This window comes from Flavobacterium sp. ALJ2, assembly GCF_015594725.1.
Lineage (GTDB): Bacteria > Bacteroidota > Bacteroidia > Flavobacteriales > Flavobacteriaceae > Flavobacterium.
The window spans coordinates 405,929-427,798 of record NZ_JADNRC010000001.1 but is presented as its reverse complement, the minus strand read 5'-3'; the positions used below and the strand labels follow the sequence as shown (position 1 = coordinate 427,798).

Here is a 21,870-nt window from a genome sequence, read left to right as displayed (position 1 = left end):
AAATACCACAAAAAATGAGTATTGCTACATCCAGAAATACAAGAAAAAACACTTTAAGAATCTTTAAAATCACGATTGTTAAGCTAAGATCGAAATCTGATTACTTAACACTAATCGATTTCTTTCTTTCAAAATAGATTCCTCCGATTAAAAGAACTAGCATACCTATTGAACTAGCAAGTGTAATCATGCTACCAGTTTTAACAACTTCTGGTTCAAATTTAAATTCTATTGTATGTTTTCCTCCAGGAACTTCAAGCGCTCTTAAGACATAATTTACAGGAAAATGTTCCGTTAATTTACCATCTATATAAGTGTTCCATCCTTTTTCATAATATATTTCAGAGAATACTGCTAAACCATCATTTAAGTTATCTGATGTATATTTAAGATAATTTGGTTTATAAACGTCTAATTTTATAGTTCCGCTTGCATCCCATTTTTTCTTTAATCGAGCACTTTTAAATTTAGATCCATGGTCATGAACATTGAAAATAGCTACTATTTTAGTATCCAAATGACCTAAAAGTTTCATTTCGGCATCGGCTGTATTAACCAATTTTACATCTTTTACAAACCAAGCATTACCATTAGTATTCGGGTTTATTGTTGGGAATTCTTGTCCTTCTTTATTCGTTTGGATAATGTATTTGATATTTAACATATCCAATACTTCCATATTGTTTTTGGCTATTTGATAGTCAAATAACTGTTGCATTCTTCTTGGTTTTGCTGCATGATATCCTCCAATTGATTTATGGAAATAAGATGCTCGTGCACTAGACAAATTACCATTAACTTCAAAAACTCTATAATGCGTAGTATCTTTCAAAATTTGAACATCCGAAGGTGTTTCCTGAAAAGGAATTGCAACTTCTCTACCACTTACAAAATCTTTCGCTGAAACATATTTTTTATCTACAAAAAACAAATCGAAAATCATTAAAACTCCAACTATTATAAGTGCTGTATTTTGAGAAAGTTTGTTTTTGATAAAGAACCATAAAACTCCAAATGCTACTACAATAAAAAAACCTGAACGCAATAAATCTGCTGAATACAACGTTTTTCTATCTTCTTTTAGTGCATCAACAAAATCAGGACCGTAATTCTCTAAAAAATAACCATCACTACCTCCTGAGAAATTAAACATGCTTTTACAAAAAACTAGTATCAATATAATACCAATACTAAATACACCTGTTTGAACTAATCCTTTTTGCTGTAATTTTGGGTCACTGTCTTTTAGCTTAAAGAAAGATTGTAATCCCATAATTGCAAGAACTGGAAAACACAACTCAAGAATTACTTGTATTGAAGACACCGCTCTAAATTTATCGTACATAGGTACATGATCGATAAAGAAATCTGTTAACAACGGAAAGTTTTTACCCCAAGAAAGCACTAAAGCAACCATTGCTCCTGAAAAGAATACATATTTAATTTTTCTGTCATCAATAAACAAAGCCAAAACTGCTAAAAAGAAAACGATAGCACCAATATATGCTGGAGCTGCCACGATAGGCTGATCTCCCCAATAAGTTGGCATTGCCGAAACAAAATTTTTTGCTTGCCCTTCTGAAACTCCTTGTCCAATCATAAATTCGTACATATGACTATCTATGCCTAAAGGTTCACTATTAGAACCACCAAATAATCTTGGTGCAATTAGGTTGAAACTTTCTGCAATTCCATAGCTATATTCTGTAATGTAATCACGAGTTAAAGCACTTCCGCTGGTATTATTTTTTGAACCATCAGGATTGAATGTCAATTCACTTTTTCCTCTGGTACTAAAACTAGCATATTCGCTAGTTGCCATTAAATTAGTAGCATTTGCGCCTAAAGCGAAAATTCCAGCTACTGCCAAAACTCCAAATGAGATTAAAAGTGGCTTATATTCTTTATCTTTTATAAAATTAAATGCGAAGTATCCTGAAAGAATCAACAATAAAATCAATAAGTAATATGTCATTTGGAAGTGGTTTGCATTGATTTCCAAGGCAACCGCAAACATGGTGAGTAATCCACCTACAATATATTTTTTCTGAAATACGAGTATAAATCCTGCAATAACCAGTGGCATATATGCAATAGCATGTGCCTTAGCATTATGTCCTACTCCTAATATAATAATTAAATAAGTAGAGAAACCAAAAGCCAATGCTCCAATGAAAGCTTTAAGTGGGTCAATTTTTAAAACCAATAACAATCCATAAAATCCTAAGAAATACAAGAAAAGGTAATCGGCAGGACGAGGTAAGAATCGCAAAGCATCATCTAATTGCCCTACATAATCATGTGGATAATTAGCACCTAATTGGTAAGTTGGCATTCCGCCAAAAGCCGAGTTTGTCCAATAGGGTTCAGCATGTTCAGTTGCTCTGAAATCATTTTGTTCCTTGGCCATTCCGGTATATTGTGCAATATCCGATTGAAAAATCTGTTTTCCTTGTAATACAGGATAAAAATAAATTAAAGAAACGAGTACAAATCCCAATATAACTAGGGCATGCGGATAAAGCTTATTTATTACTTTCAATTTTGGTAGGTTTGGTTTATGGATGAAAAATCTTTTATTAGATTACAAATTTAATCTATTTCTTCATAATCAACGTAATCACCAACTTTTTTGGTTTCACGTGGGTTTTTCGCATTAGCAGTATCAATTATCACTTCATCATTTGTTCTAGTTTTTTGCCAAGAATTATTCTGCTGTTGCTGTGTATATTGCTGCTGTTGTCTCTGAAAATTCTCTCCTGCTTTATCTACCACTTTTTTCACTAAAACTGGTAAAAATAATTTTGCCAAGAATCTAAAAATGTAATAAAAAGCAATCATATAAAAAATCGCTTTTATAAGACCTGAAAAAGAAGCTGTTTGCATAATCATATAATTTTTTTCAAAAATAGCAAATCCATTCTTCAAAATTAAAATATCAATCTTAAATAAATAATAAAATATAGTACATTTGAAATGCGTTATTACTTTTCAACTAAAAAAAATAATATGTTCAAAATCAGAAACTTGATTATTTCCAGCGTTTTTTTAGCGCCTTATCTTTTTTTCGGTCAACATACCGATGTTATCAATTCTAACCGACCTGGCGAAACTATGTCAGCTTTTTCTGTCGGGAAATCAGTAATTCAAGCTGAAGTTGGTGTTTATGGGATTAACGAAAAGCACAATTTATTAAATTATAATGCAAGTGGTTTCGGAACTGATTTAGTCCTTCGCTGGGGGCTTTTTCGCGAGCAACTTGAACTTATTGCCGATATTCAATACCAAATGGAAGACTTTAGCACTCCATTTAACAGTTATAAAAAAAATAATTTTAAACAGACTATATTAGGAGCAAAATATCTAATCTATGATCCATTTAAAAACTACGAAAAAAAGGCAAACATTTATAGTTGGAAAGCCAATCAGAGATTTGACTGGCATCAATTAATTCCAGCAGTTTCTATTTTTGCAGGAGCCAATTTTACTTTTAAGGATAACCCCTATGCTTTTACAAACGAGTCGAGCATTTCTCCAAAAATCATGTTGATTACTCAAAATCATTTAGGAGATGGAAAATGGGTATTTGTAACCAATATTATCGCCGATTATATTAGTACTGATTTTCCTAGCTATGGATACGTAGTAACACTTACACGAGGTTTTAATGACAAATGGTCTGGTTTTGTAGAAAACCAAGGCTATAAAAGTGATTTTTACAGTGATTGTATCATTAGAGGTGGTGCTGCCTATTTACTAAATAAAAACATGCAAATCGACGCATCTGTAAGTACTAATTTTAAGGATACGCCTTCTATATTTTATGGCGGTGTTGGGTTTTCTTGGCGTTATGACACAAACTATAAAGAAGTTCAAATGAACTTTAAAGATAACAAGAAAGACAAAAAAGGTAAAAAAGATAAAAAAAGCAAAAAGAAAGAACTTAAAGAAGATGCTATCAAAATTGAGCAAAAACGTAAATCTACTTTTGAATAATAACTACAAATCAGACAGCCTCTCAAAAAAGAGACTTTTAAAAAATATATAATACAATCTTAATGATTACAATACAAAAAGCCAAGACTAAGAAGGAGTTAACTGAATTTATAAAATTTCCCTTTTCATTATACAAAGACAATAAATATTGGGTTCCACCTATTATTGCCGATGAGTTGGAAACTTTTGATAAAACCAAAAATCCTGCTTTCGAAAATGCCGAAGCTACTTTTTATGTAGCCTCTAGAAACAATGAAATTGTAGGCCGAATTGCTGCCATAATTAATTGGGATGAAGTTAATGGACAACAAAAAAAGAAAGTCCGTTTTGGCTGGTTTGATAGTATTGATGATATCGAGGTAACCAAGGCTTTACTTCAAAAAGTATATGAATTAGGTCGAAAAAACAATCTCGAATATGTTGAAGGTCCAATGGGATTCTCTAATCTCGATAAAGTTGGTGTTTTAACTGAAGGTTTTGAAGAAATGGGGACTATGATTACATGGTATAATCATCCTTATTACGCTACGCATTTTGAGCAACTGGGGTATGTAGTCGAAAAAAAATATGATGAGAGTAAATTCCCATTTGCTAATGTAAAACCTGAATTTTTCGAAAAGGCAAATGAATTGGTTAAAAGGAGATATCAATTAAAGCCGCTTAATTTCAAGACGACCAAAGAAGTTATGCCTCATGTAGATAAAATGTTTGATTTATTCAATGAATCTTACGCTTCTTTATCTTCGTTTGTAGCAATATCGGATATACAAAAAGAGTACTTCAAGAAAAAATACATTAGTTTTATCAATCCAGAGTTTATAAAATTTGTAGAAGATAAAGACCACAACATTGTTGCTTTTAGCATTGTTATGCCTTCCTTTTCGGAAGCTTTACAGAAAACAAAAGGAAAATTATTTCCGTTCGGGTTCCTGCATTTACTTAAAGCTAAAAAACATAGTAAGGATATGATTTTTTATCTAATTGGTGTTCATCCTGACTATCAAAATAAAGCTGTAACTGCAATTATATTTAATGAATATTATCATACTTTTAAAGAAAAAGGTATCATTAATTGCTATAGAACTCCAGAATTATCAGATAATGTAGCTATACACAATTTATGGAAACATTTTGATCCTGTAATACACAAACGAAGAGCTACTTTTCGTAAAGAATTATAATAAAAATCCATTCACAGTTTGTGAATGGATTTCTTTTTTGGCATCAATCTTATTTGGCATCAATCTTATTTGCAATCCACCTTTGACAAGGTCATTTTAGTGTCGAATTTCAAAAGTTTTTTATCTTTAAAGACCATTTTACCATTTGTTTCTATTAGATCTCCATACCCTTCTATAAAAGCTCCTGATTTTTTCAAGAAAGCAACTTCTCTTATAGAAGAAACTCCTTCGGATTTAAAAGTATAATCAGCAATAAGTGTATCTCCTTTTATGCTCCCAATTATCGTTCCTTCATTTTTATCTTTCTGATAAATTTTATACGTCAATTGCCCATCTACTTCATTCTGAGAATTTGTATTTAAAGTCAGTATAACCGTATCATTATTCGTTATTGATTGAAAACATTGTTTTCCCACAGATTCTTCGATTTTTGCAGATTCAACCGTACTAGGGATTAATTCTTCTTGTTTATTCTTTTTACAAGAAACCAATACTAATACAAAAATGCCTATTATTAAAATTATTTTTTTCATAATTATCCTGATTAAAAGTTTGAATGTTAAATATACTATTTATAAAAATGAAATAAAAAAAAATCCATCTACCGAAGCAGATGGATTTCTTTATACAATTCCCACGTATTCAAAAATGAATATTGGTTTTAACTATGCATCTACATCAACTGTAGTTCTACTAGCTATTTCTTTATAAGTACCGTTGATTAATTTCTCACGAATAGCTTCAAAAGCTGTAAGTGTTTCATCAATATCAGCCAAAGTATGAGAAGCTGTTGGTATCATTCTCAATAAAATAATTCCTTTTGGAATTACTGGATATACTACGATAGAAAGAAAAATACCATAATTTTCTCTTAAATCATTTACCATAACCATTGCTTCCGGAATACTTCCTTCCAGATAAACTGGTGTAATACAAGTATTTGTATCTCCAATATTAAATCCTTTTTCTCTTAAACCACTTTGCAATGCATTTACATTAACCCATAACTTATCTTTAATTTCAGATGAATTACGTAACAACTCTAAACGTTTTAACGAACCAAGTGTTTGAATCATTGGCAATGCTTTTGCAAACATTTGAGAACGCAAGTTGTATTTTAAATAATCAATAACAGATTTATCAGCAGCTACAAAAGCCCCAATATTTGCCATAGATTTTGCAAAAGTAGAGAAGTAAACATCTATATCATCTTGAACTCCTTGCTCCTCACCTGCTCCTGCTCCTGTTTTACCAAGAGTACCAAAACCGTGTGCATCATCTACCAATAATCTGAAATTGTATTTTTGTTTCATCGCAACAATTTCTTTCAATTTTCCTTGTTGACCACGCATTCCAAATACACCTTCGGTAATAAATAAAATACCTCCACCAGTTTCTTTTGCCATTTTTGTAGCACGTTGCAGGTTTTTCTCCATACTTTCCAAATCATTGTGTTTGTATGTGAAACGTTTACCCATATGCAAACGAACACCATCAATGATACAGGCGTGAGAATCTACATCATATACAATAATATCATTTTTTGTTACTAAAGCATCAATGATAGACACCATACCTTGGTAACCAAAATTTAATAAATAAGCAGACTCTTTCATTACGAAATCAGCCAATTCATTTTCTAATTGTTCGTGATATTTAGTATGTCCTGACATCATACGAGCTCCCATTGGGTAAGCTGCACCAAACTGAATTGCTGCATCTGTATCTGCCTGACGTACTTCTGGATGATTTGCTAAACCTAAATAGTCATTCAAACTCCAGTTTAGGATATCTTTTCCGTGAAATTTCATTCTAGGACCTAACTCACCTTCTAACTTTGGAAAAACGTAATATCCTTCTGCTTGAGAAGCCCATTTTCCTAATGGTCCCTTATTGTTCTGAATTCTTTCGAATAAATCTTTTACCATAAATATATTTTGAAGTAATAATTTTAATTTAAACAGCGTGCAAAAATAATGATTATTATTCTAAAATAGAGTCTCCATCTATTTTTATTGGAAAATATTCTAAATATCAATACTAAAAAAATAAATTTCTCAAAAAAATATTTTTTAAAGAACCTAACTATTGAAATTAAAACAAGATAAATTTCTAGAATAATTAATGGTTTTTTCATGATTTTTATCATGATAAAGGATAAACCTGTCTTTTATATTTGTCCAAATATTTTAAAATAAAACCCTAAATTAATTATGAAAAAAAATTATAAAATGCCACAAAAATTTAAAGTGTTTTTTTGTGCAATTTTTGCAATTGCCCTCTTAGCATCATGTAAAAAAAAGGAATCTTCAACGAATTACATTAACATAAAAACTGATGGAGAAATGGAAGCCGAACTTACAGCTCCCCCAATGGTTCCAAAACCTGTTGGTAACAGACCAGCCATGAAACTAAAGATAAACATGGAAATTAAAGAACAGGAAGGAACTATGACCGATGGTGTAAAATACACTTATTGGACATTTGGTGGTTCTGTCCCTGGTAGCTTTATTAGAACACGCGTAGGTGATGAAGTCGAGTTTCATCTAAAAAATCACCCAGACAATATGCTGCCACACAACATCGACTTACATGCAGTTACAGGGCCTGGTGGCGGAGCAACGTCATCATTAGTAGCTCCTGGCCATGAAAAAGTATTTAACTTCAAGGTAATCAATCCTGGTTTATACGTTTATCATTGCGCTACAGCTCCTGTTGGAATGCACATCGCAAATGGAATGTACGGTTTGATTCTTGTTGAACCAGAAGGAGGACTTCCTCCTGTAGATAAAGAATACTACGTTATGCAAGGAGATTTTTATACTCAAGGTGAATATGGAGCCAAAGGACTTCAACCTTTTGATATGAATAAAGCCGTAAAAGAAACACCTGATTATGTCGTATTTAACGGGAAGGTTGGTTCACTAACAAATGGAGGGGAACTTACTGCGAAAGTTGGTGAAACGGTTCGTTTATTTGTTGGTAATGGCGGTCCAAATTTAGTATCTTCTTTTCATGTTATAGGTGAGATATTTGATAAAGTACATGTAGAAGGCGGAAGTCTGATTAACGAAAATGTTCAAACAACACTTATCCCTGCTGGAGGAGCAGCGATAATCGATTTTAAGGTCGAAACTCCAGGAGATTTTATATTAGTTGACCACTCTATTTTTAGAGCATTCAATAAAGGAGCATTAGGAATATTAAAAGTTGAAGGAGCAGAACATAAAAACATTTATTCAGGAACGATTCAAGAGGGTATTTATTTACCAGAAGGAGGAACAATTCAAAAAATGCCAGATAACGGAGCCGCTAAAACAGTAATACCAAAAAGAACTGTAGCCGAGAAAATAAAAATTGGTAAACAAATTTTTGGAACAACATGTTTTGCTTGTCACCAATCAGAAGGACAAGGAATACCAGGCACATTCCCTCCTCTGGCAAAAGCAGATTACCTTAATGCTGACCCAAAACGAGCAATTAAAACAATTTTGCATGGTTTAAGTGGGGAAATAACAGTGAATGGTAGAAAATACAACAATGTTATGCCTAGTCAGAATTTATCTGATGATGAAATAGCCAATGTTATGACTTACATATATAATAGTTGGGGAAATAATAAAACAGATGTTACTCCCGAAATGGTAAAATCACAAAGATAACAACAGCAATATCATGCAAAAAAACATTTTAGTTATTCTTCTTTTCTTGGCTTATATGGGAATGGTAAGCGCACAAGAATCGAAAATGGCACCTATAAAAGAGGGCTCTTTTATCCCTCTTTATGGGGCTACAGAAAAAACACCTGTCGCTGTAAAATCATTTTATATAGATATTTATCCTGTTACCAATAGTGAGTTTTTGACTTTTATCAAAAAGAACTCAAACTATAGAAAATCTAAAATAAAAGAAATTTTTGCAGACAAAAGTTATCTATCCTATTGGAAAGGTGATTTAGATTTTGGAAATTCAAATCCTAAAGCTCCCGTAACAAATGTTTCCTGGTTTGCTGCCAAGAAATACTGCGAATGTCAAGGCAAACGATTACCTACAATGGATGAATGGGAATATGTTGCTATGGCAGATAAAAAAAAGATTGATGCCAGAACCAAAGCTGAATTTAACAAATACATATTGTCTTGGTATGAGAAATCAAAAACATACAAAAACCCCATTGGACAAACATTCAAAAATTATTGGGGCGTTTATGATATGCATGGATTAATATGGGAATGGACCTCAGATTTTAATAGCATTTTTTTGTCTGGAGAATCAAGAAAAGACAAGAATAATGATAAAAATCTTTTTTGCGGTGGAGCCTCAGTAAATGCTAGTGACTTAATGGATTATGCCGCTTTTATGCGTTATGCATTTAGAGGAAGTCTCAAGGCACAATATTCAACTAGAAATCTAGGGTTTCGATGTGCTAGCTCTACAAAACTATAATTCTAATTCTTTTAAGATGAAAAAAACAATAATCACAATCTTCATTCTTCTTTTTACTTTACAAAGCTGTAAAGATTCAAAAAAGGAAAATGATTCATTAGCCTCAAAAGAAAAACCAATTAGCGATTTATCTATTTATAATTTACCCTCTCAATGGGCAACTCAGGATGGTAAAGACATTGAACTAAAAAGCTTAAAAGGGAACGTTCTTGTTATGGTAATGATATACACAACTTGTAAAGCTGCTTGTCCAAGACTAGTTGCCGACATGAGAAACATAGAATCTCGATTAAATGTAAAAACTAAGAAAAATGTAAAACTTATATTAGTAAGCATTGACCCAGAAACTGATACTCCCGAAAAACTAAAAGCATTTGCTATTGCCAATAAAATGAATAATGATCCATGGATTTTCTTACGTTCTACTGAAGAAAACACCCGAGAATTTGCAGCAGTTCTTGCTGTTAACTATAAAAAAATCTCTCCTATAGATTTTTCACACTCTAATATTATAAGTGTCTTTAATCTAGATGGAGAGTTAATTTACCAACAAGAAGGCTTAGGGATAAACAATGACAAAACGATTGACAGAATAAATCTGGAAGCCGAAAAAATTTAATTAGATTAATTAATTCGTGAAAAACAAGGGAAGGTTTTAATTAATCGACTCTTGTTTTTTGTTTTTAATATGCATGAGGATAACCGCAAGGCTTTAAAACCCTCTTAATCTGTATTGGAAAAACTAACCGCAAAGTCAGCAAAGATTTACGCAAAGTTGTGAGATCCTTTTATCCCGATAGCTATCCGTAGTGGCAAAAAAAAGAAATAAGTAGTATTACAATCAAGCACTTTTTGCCTTAATAATTGAAGCTGTAATCAAGCTTAAACCTACAACAATAAGAATACTCGTTCCAAAAACCCACTCATAATACCCAAAAAGTGCTCCTTGACCAAAATAAAGAAATCCTCCTTGAAGAAATAGTAACACTTCTGTTGCTATATATCCCAAAATAAAACATTTTATTCCTGAGCGAAGTAGATAAGATTGATGTGAAAGCAGCTTATTCTGAATTAATACTCCTAATAAAAATCCTGTAATAACACCTAGAGTCGTTAAATGAATAAAACCAATTATAAAGCTTCGTATTTGATGCGAAACTTCAGCCAGCTTTGGTATCAAAACCAATAATTGTATGATTATTTTTAAGAATAAGGAACATAAAGCTAAACCATAGACTAGTTTAGTAGTTGAATCTAGATTGTCTTTAAACCAACTTATTTGTGGCTTGAGCATTTTATAAAAATGGATAAATGCAACCAATTGCAATATAACACCTGTAGTGTTTATCCAGCTTAATACATTGTTCTCGACATACCAACTTACAGGAAATGCAACGGTTAAAAATGTTGCTATAATAAGTAAAGTGAAAAATATTTTAAATGATTTCTTTTCTATTTTATCTTCAAATTGTTTTAAGAACAAAGCCAAAACTGCAAATAAAAACCAACCGTTAAACTGAAAGTGCAGGAAAAACTGAATTGCAATTTGATAAAAAGCACTTTGTTTCCCCAACATACTTACCGCTGGTCCTAAACACCAAACTCCAAAAGTGGATAAAACCATAAATAAAATTGCTGCTAATAAGAGCTTATGATCATTTATTTTTTCCTTAAAACCATCTTTCCAAACCAACCAACAAAAAACATAACTCAATAAAATATGTATTGTAGAAAATACTATCGAAAACAAGGCATATCCCTGAATGGGGAAACTTACCATCATACCTACAACAGCAAATTCGGTAACCCAAAATAACCGATTATAAATCGGCTTCTCCCCTTTTTCTTTTGGAAGATAAAAACAAACAATCAAAACATAAATCATCAAATACGCCCAGCCTAGCATTGCCACATGAGAATGCGCATGAAGCAAAAAACTGTAATTTATATTTAATGGAAATAGATAGAGATAACGCATTAACAACCCCATAAGTGAGGCTATCAAGAAATTAAAGAAGCAACATATAATCCAACTTTTTTTCGAACTCATTTTAGATAACAATTTCATTTTTAATTAAATTAAAAGTAGTTTAAAACATCACTATTATTATCAATATATAATAATAAAAATGCACCGATGTTAATTAATTTATCGGTGCATTCTCTTAATCAATATACATTTACTTTTAAGAAAACTCTTTCTCTAGAACCATTGCTTTAGGAAACAAAATATTATTCTCTAAATGAATGTGTGTATGTAAATTCTCTTCAAATTCTTTTAGCATGGCATAGGTTACTTTGTAGGTAGTACATCCGTCGCTTGGCGCCTCATAATCATTGGTTATGCTGGCAATTTCGCGAAAGCGTTCTCCTTCGGCATCATGTTCATGCATCATCATCGCTATTGGATTCGACACAGTTCCAAATGGAGGTTGTACCAAGGCTTCATCTGTATCCTTAGCTTTTACCATTTTTTTAATAAAAGGAAACAGCATTAATTCTTCTTTTTTCATGTGCTGTGCCAATTCGCTTGCGCACTCCGTAAACAATTCGTTAATCCTGAACAATTCTGGATGATTCCCACCGTGAACACTGCAAAGTTTATTTAGAAATTGCATAATAATGATTGATTTATCTTCTACATAACGGTGATGCGTTTTTTCGATATAATCAGCCAATAAATCCAATGGCCATGAATTAAAATCTATTTTATTAGTATCCTCCGCCGATAAAGTTTCTTGAATTTTTTTCAGCAAAACTTTAGGTTCAATTTCTTGTTTTACACAAACCTCAGCGATGGTTCTGCCTCCTTTGCAGCAAAAATCGATTTTATATTTTGAAAATACTGCTGCAGTTCTAAAATCTTCGGCTACAAATGCCCCTACTGTTTTATTTTGTAAATTTTCCATGGTATTTTATTATTATTATTATTTTCTTCTATTTTTTAATGTCAAATCAAAGACAAACCAAGCCGTAGTAATAATTCCTATTCCGAAGATAGAATCTCCTATAGCACGCATCCATTTTAAAGTAATCATTGTAGGTTGTTGCATTAACTCCGATGAACGTGCATACCACATTCCATGATCAATACTTTCGATCGCCTGCCAAATTCCTATCGGCAGCAAACTCAACACAGCCATTAAAAACAACCCTATATTTAATGACCAAAAAGTAATCTTAAGTAATTTCTCGTTCCAGGTAATGTTTCGGTATAAACTTCTTAACACGAAAAGCATTAACCCAATTCCTAACATTCCGTAAACTCCAAACAATGCTGTATGCGCGTGAAGAGGTGTAGTATTTAAACCTTGCACATAATAAAGTGCTATTGGTGGGTTTATTATGAATCCAAAAACTCCAGCTCCAAGAAAATTCCAAAATGCAACAGCTATCATAAAATAAATAGGCCATTTGTAATCAATAATCCATTGTGTTGATTTTGACAATTTATAATTTTGATACGCTTCAAAACCAATTAATGTAAGAGGTACAACTTCTAACGCACTAAATGAGGCTCCTAATGCCATAATAGCTGTGGGAGTTCCTGAGAAGTACAAGTGATGGAAAGTTCCAAGAATACCTCCAGACATGAAGATAATAGTTGCAAACAATACATTTAAAGTAGCTGTTTTGGTTTTTAATAATCCTAATCGAACAAATAAAAATGCGATAACAACTGTTGCAAATACTTCAAAGAATCCTTCAACCCATAGGTGCACAACCCACCATCTCCAATATTCGGCAATAGCTAAATTCGTCTGTCTACCCCACATTAATCCTGCTCCATAAAACATGGCAATAGCAGTACAAGAGATTAAGAATAAAACGATTAGATTTTTTTCTTCAGTTTTTTTCTTTAAAACTGGAATCAATGGTCGTATCATTAATGCTAACCATAAGAACAATCCAACTAAAAGGAATATCTGCCAGAAACGCCCTAAATCTACATATTCATAACCTTGATGTCCAAACCAAAAATTTTGCACTAGGTTTAGTTTTTGCATTACTCCAAACCATTGTCCAACCATTGAACCCAAAACAATGATTAATAAAGCTATAAACAAGAAGTTAACACCAAAACATTGAAATTTAGGGTCTTTACCCGAAACTGCCGGAGCAATATATAATCCTGTTGCCAACCAAGCTGTTGCAATCCAAAAAATAGCCAACTGGGTATGCCAGGTTCGTGTAACTGCGTATGGTAAAATTTGATCTATCGGAATACCATATAACGCATTTCCTTCAACACCATAATGAGCTGTAATTATTCCTAAAGCCATTTGAATAATCATCAGTAAACTCACCACCCAAAAATATTTTTTGATCAGATGCATTGATGGAGTCATTCCTTGATTGATTATTGGATCTTTGGATGGTAGAGGAAACACTTCTTCACCCGATTTAGCATGATAAAACACTAGAATTCCAATACTAAAAATCAATAAAATAATACTTACACCTGACCAAGCAAGTAACTCTTTTGTAGCAATGTTACCAACCAGTTCATCTGATGGCCAGTTATGTGTATAAGAAATATTAGAATTGGGACGTTCTGTTACTGTAGCCCAAGTAGCCCAAAAGAAAAATGCATTCATTTTATGCATTCTTGCTTCGTCTTTTATTGAGTTTTTAGGAATTGCATAGTCTCCTCTTAATTTATTAAATTTAGGATCATTGGTAAAAAGCCCATGATAATATTCGCTTAGATATTGAATCGCTGCAACTCTATTTTCGGATATCGTAAGTGTTTGTGATTTTTCATCATAGCGATTTGTCCTCACATCTTTTTGCAAACGTATCTTCAATGCTGCTTGTTTTTCTTTATCCAAATCATTAAATACTTTCCCGAAATCCTCTTGTGCGTATTTATCAAGAATAAACATTGCTTCTCGATGCAACCAATCGGCTGTCCAATCGGGAGCTACATATGCTCCATGCCCCCATATAGATCCAACTTCCTGTCCTCCTATACTTTGCCAAACATTTTGCCCATCTTTAATTTCGTCTTCAGAAAAAACAAGTTTTCCACTATCTGAAACTATTTGTTTGGGAATTGGAGGTGCTTGTTGGTAAATTTCATATCCATAGTATCCCAAAACGGCAAAGGAAATGCTTATTACCAAAAAAAATGCAATCCATAATTTTTTTTCTCTTTTCATATATTCTTTTTTTGTAAAAGACAAAATAGTCTTTTATTGGTTTAATAAAAAACTCTAACTCAATAAATTAGGATTAGAGCTCTTTTAATTATTCAACTATTAAAACACCTTTCATCATAGAAACGTGCCTTGGGAAAGTACATAAAAAATTGTATGTTCCTTTTTTATCTACAGTAAATTCAATAGTGTCTTCTTCTCCACCACCAATTAATTTGGTATGTGCAATGATAGAAGCTTTTTCAGAAGCAGGAATATAGTCTGTGTCTTTGGCTGCAATCGCTTTGGTTGCAAAAGCTGCTTCGTCTGTACCTTCTTGTAGAATAACCAAATTATGTCCCATAGCTTCTTTTGGAATTTTACCTACATGTTTTAATGTTAACGTGATAGGTTTTCCTGCTACTGCTCTTAGTTCTTTGGTATTAAACTGCATTTGATCATTTCCTTCAATGACTAAAACATTACTTACTGCTTCCGTTTGTCCTTCAGAATCTGATGTTTGTTCATTTATCTCTCTTGATTCACCAGTTGGAGTTGCTTCTTTTTTTCCACAAGAAGTTATTGCTAAACATCCCATTAGTATTAGAATCGAAATTTTGACTTTTTTATTCATTTTTAAGTATTTAAATTATATAATATTAATTGTTTATGTTTAACGTTTTAAGAAAAGAATCACCTGATTTTACACCTAATGCAAGTTCCTCTAACGTTGTGTTTGTAAGCATATCTAAAAGTAGTTCCCGTATTTGCTTAAATTGATTATGTACTGGACAAGGATGCACTTCTGAACATTCTTTTAAACCAATACCACATCCTTTGTATATATTGTCACCATCAATAGCATCTACAATTTGGATTAATTTAATCGATTTAATAGCTCTAGTAGAAACTTCAAATCCTCCACCCACACCTTTTGCTGAATCTATAATACCATTTTTAGTAAGAATCTGCATTATTTTGGCAGTAAACGGTTCAGGCGAATCAATTTCTTTTGCTACATCTTTTATCCCAACACGAATTCCTTGCGAAGATTTGGTTGCAATAAATATTGAGGCTCGAATACCATACTCGCACGCTTTTGAAAACATAAATAGATTGATTTAATTTTATACAAATATATCTAAAAACATATTAAAAGATAGATTTATCTTTAATATATTATCAAATAAAAAAGAATACTTATTTATAATAAGAATAATTTAATTATCAGAAAAGACATATTCTAAAGCAAGTTCTTAATAAAAACCAATTTTAGTTTTACCTTTGAAAAATTATAATTTTGTAAAACCCAGAAAATGTCTTTAAACAGCACAAAAGAACTAAAACTTGCTGTACTTATCGATGCCGATAATGTACCGTATAGTAATGTAAAAGGTATGATGGAGGAAATTACTAAATTTGGTACTCCAACAACCAAACGTATTTATGCCGACTGGACAAAACCCAATGCAAACGGCTGGAAAAGTGTTTTACTAGAGCATGCAATTACTCCAATTCAACAATATAGTTATACTGTAGGTAAAAACTCTTCGGATTCTGCTTTGATTATCGATGCCATGGATTTATTATATTCTGATAAATTAGATGGTTTTTGTATAGTTTCTAGCGATAGTGATTTTACAAGACTAGCAATTCGATTGCGTGAATCAGGTATGAAAGTAATTGGAATTGGAGAAAAGAAAACACCAAGTGCCTTTATTGTAGCTTGTGACCGTTTTATATATATTGAAGTACTAGATGGTGCTATTAAAAAGAAAGACCCAAAACCTACAGCTTCTGACTCTAAAAAACCTGTTGAAAAACCGAATGGAAAACAAAGCGAAAAACAGACCGAAAAACCATTAAATAAAATTGACGTACAAACCATTGAACTCATCGAAGATACAATTGATGCCATTGGAGATGACGATGGATGGGCATTCTTAGGTGATATAGGTAATCTTTTAGTTAAGAAAAAACCCGAATTTGACCCACGAAATTATGGTTTCTCAAAATTAACTCCAATGCTAAAATCGTTAACTGATATTCTCGAAATCGATGAAAGAGATTCAGATAAAAAAGGAATCAAACATAATTATGTTCGCTTGAGATACAGCTAACCATTTTTACAATTACACACTTTACACATTTCAAATTAAATATTAAAAAAACATGAGAAAAAAATTCTTTATTTACGGAATCTTATTGTTTCTAGTCGTTGCTGCAATTTACCTTTATTCCGGTCGTGGTTTTTTACTTGTTATCATTCTACCAATATTATTAGTCATTGGAATTTATAATACCAAACAAGAAAAACACGCAATTCTTCGAAACTTTCCAGTTCTTGGTTATTTCAGATATCTTTTTGAAATGATTGCTCCTGAAATTCAACAATACTTCATCGAAAGATCTACAGACGGCAAACCTTTCTCAAGAAATCAACGTTCATTAGTATATCAAAGAGCAAAAAATATAGATTCTAGTTCTCCTTTTGGAACGCAATTAAACCTTAATCATGATAGTTACGAAGGAATAAAACATTCTATTTTTCCAGCAAAAGTAAATGAAGAATTACCTCGTGTCCTTGTTGGTGGAAAAGATTGTAAACAACCTTACTCTGCTTCTTTACTAAACATTTCGGCAATGAGTTTTGGTTCCCTTAGCGAAAATGCTGTTCGCGCCTTAAATATTGGCGCTCAAAAAGGAAAATTCTATCAAAATACTGGTGAAGGTGGACTTACAGAATTTCACCTTGCTGGTGGCGGTGATATTACTTGGCAAATTGGTACAGGATATTTTGGATGCCGAGATGCAAATGGGAACTTTGATGGAGAAAAATTTAAAGAAAAAGCATTAGTACCAAATGTAAAAATGATAGAAATTAAACTATCACAAGGAGCAAAACCTGGACATGGTGGTGTACTTCCAGCTAGTAAAAACTCAGAGCAAATAGCTAAAATAAGAGGTGTTGAACCACATACTACAATTTTATCACCTCCTAATCATAGTGCATTCTCTGATGCAAAAGGATTGATTCATTTTGTAGCTCGCTTACGAGAATTATCAGATGGAAAACCAATTGGTTTTAAACTTTGTATTGGGAACACTAAAGAATTTGAAGAAATTTGTAATGAAATGATTGCCGAAGATTGTTATCCTGATTTTATTACTATAGATGGTGCAGAAGGTGGTACTGGTGCAGCTCCACTAGAATTTGCAGATGGTGTTGGTATGCCATTTGAACCTGCTTTAATTTTTGTAAACAAAACATTGATTGCCTTAAAGATTAGAGATAAAATGACAGTAATTGGTAGTGGAAAAATTATCTCAGGATACTCTATACTGCATGCTATAGCTCTTGGTGCTGATATGTGTAATAGTGCCAGAGGTTTTATGTTCTCACTAGGTTGTATACAAGCGTTACGTTGTCATAATAACGAATGCCCAACAGGAGTCGCTACACAAAACAAAATGCTAATGAAAGGTTTAGTTGTTACAGATAAATCTGACCGTGTATACCATTTCCATAAAAACACTTTGCATTCGGCAAATGAATTATTAGCCGCATCAGGAAAAACTAGCTTCGCCGATGTTGATATCAATATTTTTATGCGTGGTGATGAATTTACTAATTTATCTGAACTCTATTTCCCAGATAACCTAACAAGCGTTACCAAACGTTAGATAAAAAAGCCTTTTTGTTCAATCAAAAAGGCTTTTTTATTATCCAGAACAACCAGTAAATTATTCCTTCAATAAAACATCTAAAGTTTCTCTATTCAAGACTTCTTTATCCAGAACTGTATTATCACTAGCCAAGAAATAAGCATCAAACTGTACTCCTTCTTTAATTAATTCTTCAGGAATAATATTTTTGCTTATCATATCTTTCAATAATTTAGGAAATACAATACTAGCTACCGCTTTATTAGAATCGTTTTTAAGTAAATTAGTTTCAAAACGTAGTTCGACTTTATTATCATTTATATAACCTCTTGCAGTAGTAAGTGTTACATATTCTCCTTTAAAAACTGCAGCAGTACTATTATAAGTACTTACATATTCTTGAAGCTTTTGCTTGGTATTTTTACAACTTACTACTAATAATACAATAGCAATAGTAAATGAGATTTGGGTAATTTTCTTAATCATATTTATTTTGTTTTTAATTGAATTGGATCGATAAATCATTAATTCAAACATAATCCAATTATAATTCATATACAATACGATACACCTTTGTCAAATTTAAAACTTTGGTAAAGCTTACGTACATAACCATAATTAAGTTTTCCTCTATTTATGATGGAAATTGCAATAGCTATCGTAAAGTAATAGAAGTTTCATAAAAAAACATTCCAGAATCAAAATTCAATAAAAACATTGTAACTTTGTGTAAACACGTATTCTAATTACATAATCTATTATAATGAATCTAGTTTTCGCTTCTAATAATAAAAATAAAATTCTTGAAATACAAAGTATCCTTAATGGTAGCATCAAAATACTAAGCTTGGAAGATATCGGCTGTCATGAAGATATCCCAGAAACTGCAGATACTATTGAAGGAAATGCTATTCTTAAGGCCGATTATGTAACTAAAAAATATGGCTACGATTGTTTTGCTGATGACACAGGACTTGAAATAAGTGCTTTAAATGGGGAACCAGGGGTTTATTCGGCTAGATATGCTGGAGAGCAACGTAACTCTGATGATAATATAAATAAGGTTTTAGAAGGGTTAAAAGATATCACTAATCGTAATGCTCATTTTAAAACTGTAATTGCATTGAATCTTAATGGAAAGCAACATTTATTTACAGGAATTGCCAACGGACAAATTACTCAGAATAAAAAAGGGAGTCAAGGGTTTGGTTATGACCCAGTCTTTCAACCTGAAGGATACGAAGAAACCTTTGCTGAATTGCCTCTAAACATCAAAAATAAAATTAGTCATCGCGGAAAAGCAACTCAACAACTTATTAATTTTCTTAACATAATTTAATAATTCTTTAAAACGCAACATCTTACAGCATAAAATTTAAATTTCAAGACGTTTTTTTTACTACAATTTATATAAAAATCATTACAACACACGCAACACCAAATATAACTAATTGATAATCAAATCATAATAAATACACAATTCTTAAAATAGCATTAGTTTATCTGAATAATTAACAGTAATTTTGCACCCTATTTTAAAAATACATATGAATAAATTTGAACAATTAGGATTGAGTGAATCGTTACTGAAGGCGATTTTAGATCTAGGATTTGAAAATCCGACCGAAGTACAGGAGAAAGCGATTCCCCTATTATTGGAAAAAGACACAGATATGGTTGCGTTGGCTCAGACAGGGACAGGGAAAACGGCAGCTTTTGGTTTTCCGCTAATTCAGAAAATTGATGCCAACAATAGAAATACACAAGCATTAATTTTATCTCCAACCCGCGAGCTTTGTTTGCAAATTACTAACGAAATCAAAAACTACTCTAAATACGAAAAAGGTATTAATGTAGTAGCTGTTTACGGTGGTGCAAGTATTACAGAACAAGCTAGAGACATAAAAAGAGGAGCACAGATTATTGTGGCTACTCCAGGTAGAATGCAAGATATGATTAACAGAGGATTGGTAAACATTTCTCAAATTAACTATTGCGTTCTTGATGAGGCTGATGAAATGTTAAACATGGGTTTTTACGAAGATATCGTAAACATCTTATCTACATCTCCAGACGAAAAAAACACATGGTTGTTCTCTGCAACTATGCCACAAGAGGTTGCTAGAATTGCAAAACAATTCATGCATGAGCCATTAGAAATTACTGTTGGAGCTAAAAACTCAGGTTCTTCAACTGTATCTCACGAATTTTACTTAGTAAACGCACGTGATCGTTACGAGGCTTTGAAACGTTTAGCTGATTCTAATCCAGACATTTTCTCAGTAGTTTTCTGTCGTACTAAAAGAGACACTCAGGCAGTAGCAGAAAAATTAGTTGAAGATGGATATAGCGCTGCAGCGTTGCATGGAGATTTATCTCAAGCACAACGTGATGGTGTAATGAAATCTTTCCGTGGAAGACAAATTCAGATGCTTGTTGCAACTGATGTTGCTGCACGTGGTATTGATGTTGATAGTATTACTCACGTAGTAAACTACCAATTACCTGACGAAATTGAAACATACAATCACCGTTCTGGTCGTACTGGTAGAGCTGGGAAATTAGGAACTTCTATTGTAATTGTTACTAAAAGTGAATTACGTAAGATTTCTTCTATCGAAAGAATTATCAAACAAAAATTTGAAGAAAAAACAATTCCTTCTGGAATCGAAATTTGCGAAATTCAATTATTGCACTTAGCAAATAAGATTAAAGATACTGAGATTGATCACGAAATTGACAGCTACCTTCCTGCTATTAACAGTGTTTTAGAAGGATTATCTAAAGAAGAATTAATCAAAAAAATGGTTTCTGTTGAATTTAACCGTTTTATTGCTTATTACAAAAAGAACAGAGATATCTCTAATCAATCATCTGGTTCTGAAAGACGTGACGATAGAGATGGCGCTGCAAGACCAAACAACAATGGTGGAGCAACAAGATATTTCGTTAACATCGGATCAAGAGATAATTTTGATTGGATGTCATTAAAAGACTACTTGAAAGAAACATTAGACTTAGGTCGTGACGATGTTTTCAAAGTAGATGTAAAAGAAGGTTTCTCTTTCTTTAACACTGATCCTGAACACACTGACAAAGTAATGGAAGTATTAAACAACGTTCAATTAGAAGGTCGTCGTATTAATGTTGAAATTTCTAAAAATGACGGTGGCGGAAGACGTGACCATAACGGAAGATCTGGTGGCGGATTCGGTGGCGGAAGAAGTTCTGCTCCAAGAAGAGAAGGTTCTGGTGGCGGATTTAGAAGCGACAGAAATTCTGCTCCAAGAGAAGGTGGTTTTAGAAGCGATAGAAACGCTGCTCCAAGAGAAGGTGGTTTCAGAAGCTCAGCTCCAAGAAATGAAGGTAGTTCAGATAGAGCTCCTAGACGTTCTGAAAGCTTTGGTGATTCAACAAGACCAAGAAGACCAAGAAGAGATTAA

At 32.5% G+C, this 21,870-nt stretch carries 19 protein-coding genes; 9 read left to right on the top strand and 10 right to left on the bottom strand.

The annotated features are described in order from the left end of the window. Positions 1 to 100: 100 nt before the first annotated feature. Positions 101 to 2,542: a YfhO family protein gene (locus tag IUY40_RS01885; protein WP_195735191.1), complete on the bottom strand. Its 2,442-nt coding sequence runs from the start codon at positions 2,540 to 2,542 to the stop codon at positions 101 to 103. Positions 2,543 to 2,592: 50 nt separating this feature from the next. Continuing rightward, entirely contained in the window at positions 2,593 to 2,886 is a 294-nt protein-coding gene (locus IUY40_RS01880) for a DUF4834 family protein (protein WP_195735190.1), read from the bottom strand. A 123-nt stretch (positions 2,887 to 3,009) separates the two neighbouring features. Here IUY40_RS01880 and IUY40_RS01875 point away from each other — a divergent pair, with 123 nt between their 5' ends. Both IUY40_RS01875 and IUY40_RS01870 read left to right on the top strand, forming a co-directional pair. Then, positions 3,010 to 3,996 (top strand): transporter, encoded by a 987-nt coding sequence (locus IUY40_RS01875; protein ID WP_195735189.1) that lies wholly within the window; start codon positions 3,010 to 3,012, stop codon positions 3,994 to 3,996. A 62-nt stretch (positions 3,997 to 4,058) separates the two neighbouring features. Next, a complete protein-coding gene (locus IUY40_RS01870; RefSeq protein WP_195735188.1) occupies positions 4,059 to 5,177 on the top strand; it encodes a GTP cyclohydrolase in 1,119 nt (372 codons plus the stop codon). 65 nt (positions 5,178 to 5,242) lie between these two features. On the opposite strand, the gene IUY40_RS01865 is transcribed toward IUY40_RS01870, so the two are convergent. Then, positions 5,243 to 5,710, bottom strand: coding sequence for a hypothetical protein (locus IUY40_RS01865; RefSeq protein WP_195735187.1), 468 nt, complete (start codon positions 5,708 to 5,710; stop codon positions 5,243 to 5,245). Positions 5,711 to 5,842: 132 nt separating this feature from the next. After that, on the bottom strand, positions 5,843 to 7,105 hold the full coding sequence (locus IUY40_RS01860) for an aminotransferase class I/II-fold pyridoxal phosphate-dependent enzyme (protein ID WP_195735186.1): 1,263 nt from the start codon (positions 7,103 to 7,105) through the stop codon (positions 5,843 to 5,845). 285 nt (positions 7,106 to 7,390) lie between these two features. Here IUY40_RS01860 and nirK point away from each other — a divergent pair, with 285 nt between their 5' ends. The 3 genes from nirK to IUY40_RS01845 are packed head-to-tail and all read left to right on the top strand — an operon-like array spanning position 7,391 to position 10,242. Beyond that, on the top strand, positions 7,391 to 8,839 hold the full coding sequence (nirK, locus tag IUY40_RS01855; RefSeq protein ID WP_195735185.1) for a copper-containing nitrite reductase: 1,449 nt from the start codon (positions 7,391 to 7,393) through the stop codon (positions 8,837 to 8,839). Between the two features lie 13 nt (positions 8,840 to 8,852). Then, the gene (locus IUY40_RS01850; protein ID WP_195735184.1) at positions 8,853 to 9,623 is read left to right on the top strand and encodes a formylglycine-generating enzyme family protein; all 771 of its coding nucleotides are present in this window, start codon (positions 8,853 to 8,855) and stop codon (positions 9,621 to 9,623) included. Positions 9,624 to 9,639: 16 nt separating this feature from the next. Beyond that, positions 9,640 to 10,242, top strand: a complete 603-nt coding sequence (locus IUY40_RS01845) for an SCO family protein (protein ID WP_195735183.1) — start codon at positions 9,640 to 9,642, stop codon at positions 10,240 to 10,242. A gap of 222 nt (positions 10,243 to 10,464) precedes the next feature. Here the strand turns inward: IUY40_RS01845 and IUY40_RS01840 are convergent, their stop codons facing one another. From IUY40_RS01840 to IUY40_RS01820, 5 genes are all read right to left on the bottom strand, one after another. Then, positions 10,465 to 11,673 carry a hypothetical protein gene (locus IUY40_RS01840; RefSeq protein WP_195735182.1) on the bottom strand — a complete coding sequence of 403 codons (1,209 nt, stop codon included), beginning with the start codon at positions 11,671 to 11,673 and terminating at the stop codon, positions 10,465 to 10,467. A gap of 136 nt (positions 11,674 to 11,809) precedes the next feature. Next, positions 11,810 to 12,532 carry an iron-sulfur cluster repair di-iron protein gene (gene ric / locus IUY40_RS01835; protein ID WP_195735181.1) on the bottom strand — a complete coding sequence of 241 codons (723 nt, stop codon included), beginning with the start codon at positions 12,530 to 12,532 and terminating at the stop codon, positions 11,810 to 11,812. An 18-nt stretch (positions 12,533 to 12,550) separates the two neighbouring features. Beyond that, positions 12,551 to 14,785: a nitric-oxide reductase large subunit gene (locus IUY40_RS01830; protein ID WP_195735180.1), complete on the bottom strand. Its 2,235-nt coding sequence runs from the start codon at positions 14,783 to 14,785 to the stop codon at positions 12,551 to 12,553. An 88-nt stretch (positions 14,786 to 14,873) separates the two neighbouring features. After that, a complete protein-coding gene (gene azu / locus IUY40_RS01825; protein ID WP_195735179.1) occupies positions 14,874 to 15,395 on the bottom strand; it encodes an azurin in 522 nt (173 codons plus the stop codon). 25 nt (positions 15,396 to 15,420) lie between these two features. Beyond that, positions 15,421 to 15,870, bottom strand: coding sequence for an Rrf2 family transcriptional regulator (locus tag IUY40_RS01820; protein ID WP_195735178.1), 450 nt, complete (start codon positions 15,868 to 15,870; stop codon positions 15,421 to 15,423). Between the two features lie 207 nt (positions 15,871 to 16,077). Here IUY40_RS01820 and IUY40_RS01815 point away from each other — a divergent pair, with 207 nt between their 5' ends. Together IUY40_RS01815 and IUY40_RS01810 are read left to right on the top strand one after the other, a co-directional pair. Further along, entirely contained in the window at positions 16,078 to 16,881 is an 804-nt protein-coding gene (locus IUY40_RS01815; RefSeq protein WP_195735177.1) for an NYN domain-containing protein, read from the top strand. Between the two features lie 52 nt (positions 16,882 to 16,933). Then, positions 16,934 to 18,445, top strand: a complete 1,512-nt coding sequence (locus tag IUY40_RS01810; RefSeq protein WP_195735176.1) for an FMN-binding glutamate synthase family protein — start codon at positions 16,934 to 16,936, stop codon at positions 18,443 to 18,445. A gap of 60 nt (positions 18,446 to 18,505) precedes the next feature. Here the strand turns inward: IUY40_RS01810 and IUY40_RS01805 are convergent, their stop codons facing one another. After that, complete coding sequence (locus IUY40_RS01805) at positions 18,506 to 18,913, bottom strand: hypothetical protein (protein ID WP_195735175.1); 408 nt, start codon at positions 18,911 to 18,913, stop codon at positions 18,506 to 18,508. 277 nt (positions 18,914 to 19,190) lie between these two features. Here IUY40_RS01805 and IUY40_RS01800 point away from each other — a divergent pair, with 277 nt between their 5' ends. Further along, the gene (locus tag IUY40_RS01800; RefSeq protein WP_195735174.1) at positions 19,191 to 19,766 is read left to right on the top strand and encodes a non-canonical purine NTP diphosphatase; all 576 of its coding nucleotides are present in this window, start codon (positions 19,191 to 19,193) and stop codon (positions 19,764 to 19,766) included. A 208-nt stretch (positions 19,767 to 19,974) separates the two neighbouring features. Next, positions 19,975 to 21,870, top strand: coding sequence for a DEAD/DEAH box helicase (locus IUY40_RS01795; RefSeq protein WP_195735173.1), 1,896 nt, complete (start codon positions 19,975 to 19,977; stop codon positions 21,868 to 21,870).

What these genes read in the sequence shown, in the direction of transcription:
- ric (WP_195735181.1), bottom strand. Translation starts at nt 12,532, where the DNA reads ATGGAAAATTTACAAAATAAAACAGTAGGGGCATTTGTAGCCGAAGAT.
- IUY40_RS01865 (WP_195735187.1), bottom strand. Translation starts at nt 5,710, where the DNA reads ATGAAAAAAATAATTTTAATAATAGGCATTTTTGTATTAGTATTGGTT.
- IUY40_RS01815 (WP_195735177.1), top strand. Translation starts at nt 16,078, where the DNA reads ATGTCTTTAAACAGCACAAAAGAACTAAAACTTGCTGTACTTATCGAT.
- IUY40_RS01795 (WP_195735173.1), top strand. Translation starts at nt 19,975, where the DNA reads ATGAATAAATTTGAACAATTAGGATTGAGTGAATCGTTACTGAAGGCG.
- azu (WP_195735179.1), bottom strand. Translation starts at nt 15,395, where the DNA reads ATGAATAAAAAAGTCAAAATTTCGATTCTAATACTAATGGGATGTTTA.
- nirK (WP_195735185.1), top strand. Translation starts at nt 7,391, where the DNA reads ATGAAAAAAAATTATAAAATGCCACAAAAATTTAAAGTGTTTTTTTGT.
- IUY40_RS01805 (WP_195735175.1), bottom strand. Translation starts at nt 18,913, where the DNA reads ATGATTAAGAAAATTACCCAAATCTCATTTACTATTGCTATTGTATTA.
- IUY40_RS01810 (WP_195735176.1), top strand. Translation starts at nt 16,934, where the DNA reads ATGAGAAAAAAATTCTTTATTTACGGAATCTTATTGTTTCTAGTCGTT.
- IUY40_RS01850 (WP_195735184.1), top strand. Translation starts at nt 8,853, where the DNA reads ATGCAAAAAAACATTTTAGTTATTCTTCTTTTCTTGGCTTATATGGGA.
- IUY40_RS01830 (WP_195735180.1), bottom strand. Translation starts at nt 14,785, where the DNA reads ATGAAAAGAGAAAAAAAATTATGGATTGCATTTTTTTTGGTAATAAGC.
- IUY40_RS01875 (WP_195735189.1), top strand. Translation starts at nt 3,010, where the DNA reads ATGTTCAAAATCAGAAACTTGATTATTTCCAGCGTTTTTTTAGCGCCT.
- IUY40_RS01880 (WP_195735190.1), bottom strand. Translation starts at nt 2,886, where the DNA reads ATGCAAACAGCTTCTTTTTCAGGTCTTATAAAAGCGATTTTTTATATG.
- IUY40_RS01800 (WP_195735174.1), top strand. Translation starts at nt 19,191, where the DNA reads ATGAATCTAGTTTTCGCTTCTAATAATAAAAATAAAATTCTTGAAATA.
- IUY40_RS01860 (WP_195735186.1), bottom strand. Translation starts at nt 7,105, where the DNA reads ATGGTAAAAGATTTATTCGAAAGAATTCAGAACAATAAGGGACCATTA.
- IUY40_RS01840 (WP_195735182.1), bottom strand. Translation starts at nt 11,673, where the DNA reads ATGAGTTCGAAAAAAAGTTGGATTATATGTTGCTTCTTTAATTTCTTG.
- IUY40_RS01820 (WP_195735178.1), bottom strand. Translation starts at nt 15,870, where the DNA reads ATGTTTTCAAAAGCGTGCGAGTATGGTATTCGAGCCTCAATATTTATT.
- IUY40_RS01870 (WP_195735188.1), top strand. Translation starts at nt 4,059, where the DNA reads ATGATTACAATACAAAAAGCCAAGACTAAGAAGGAGTTAACTGAATTT.
- IUY40_RS01845 (WP_195735183.1), top strand. Translation starts at nt 9,640, where the DNA reads ATGAAAAAAACAATAATCACAATCTTCATTCTTCTTTTTACTTTACAA.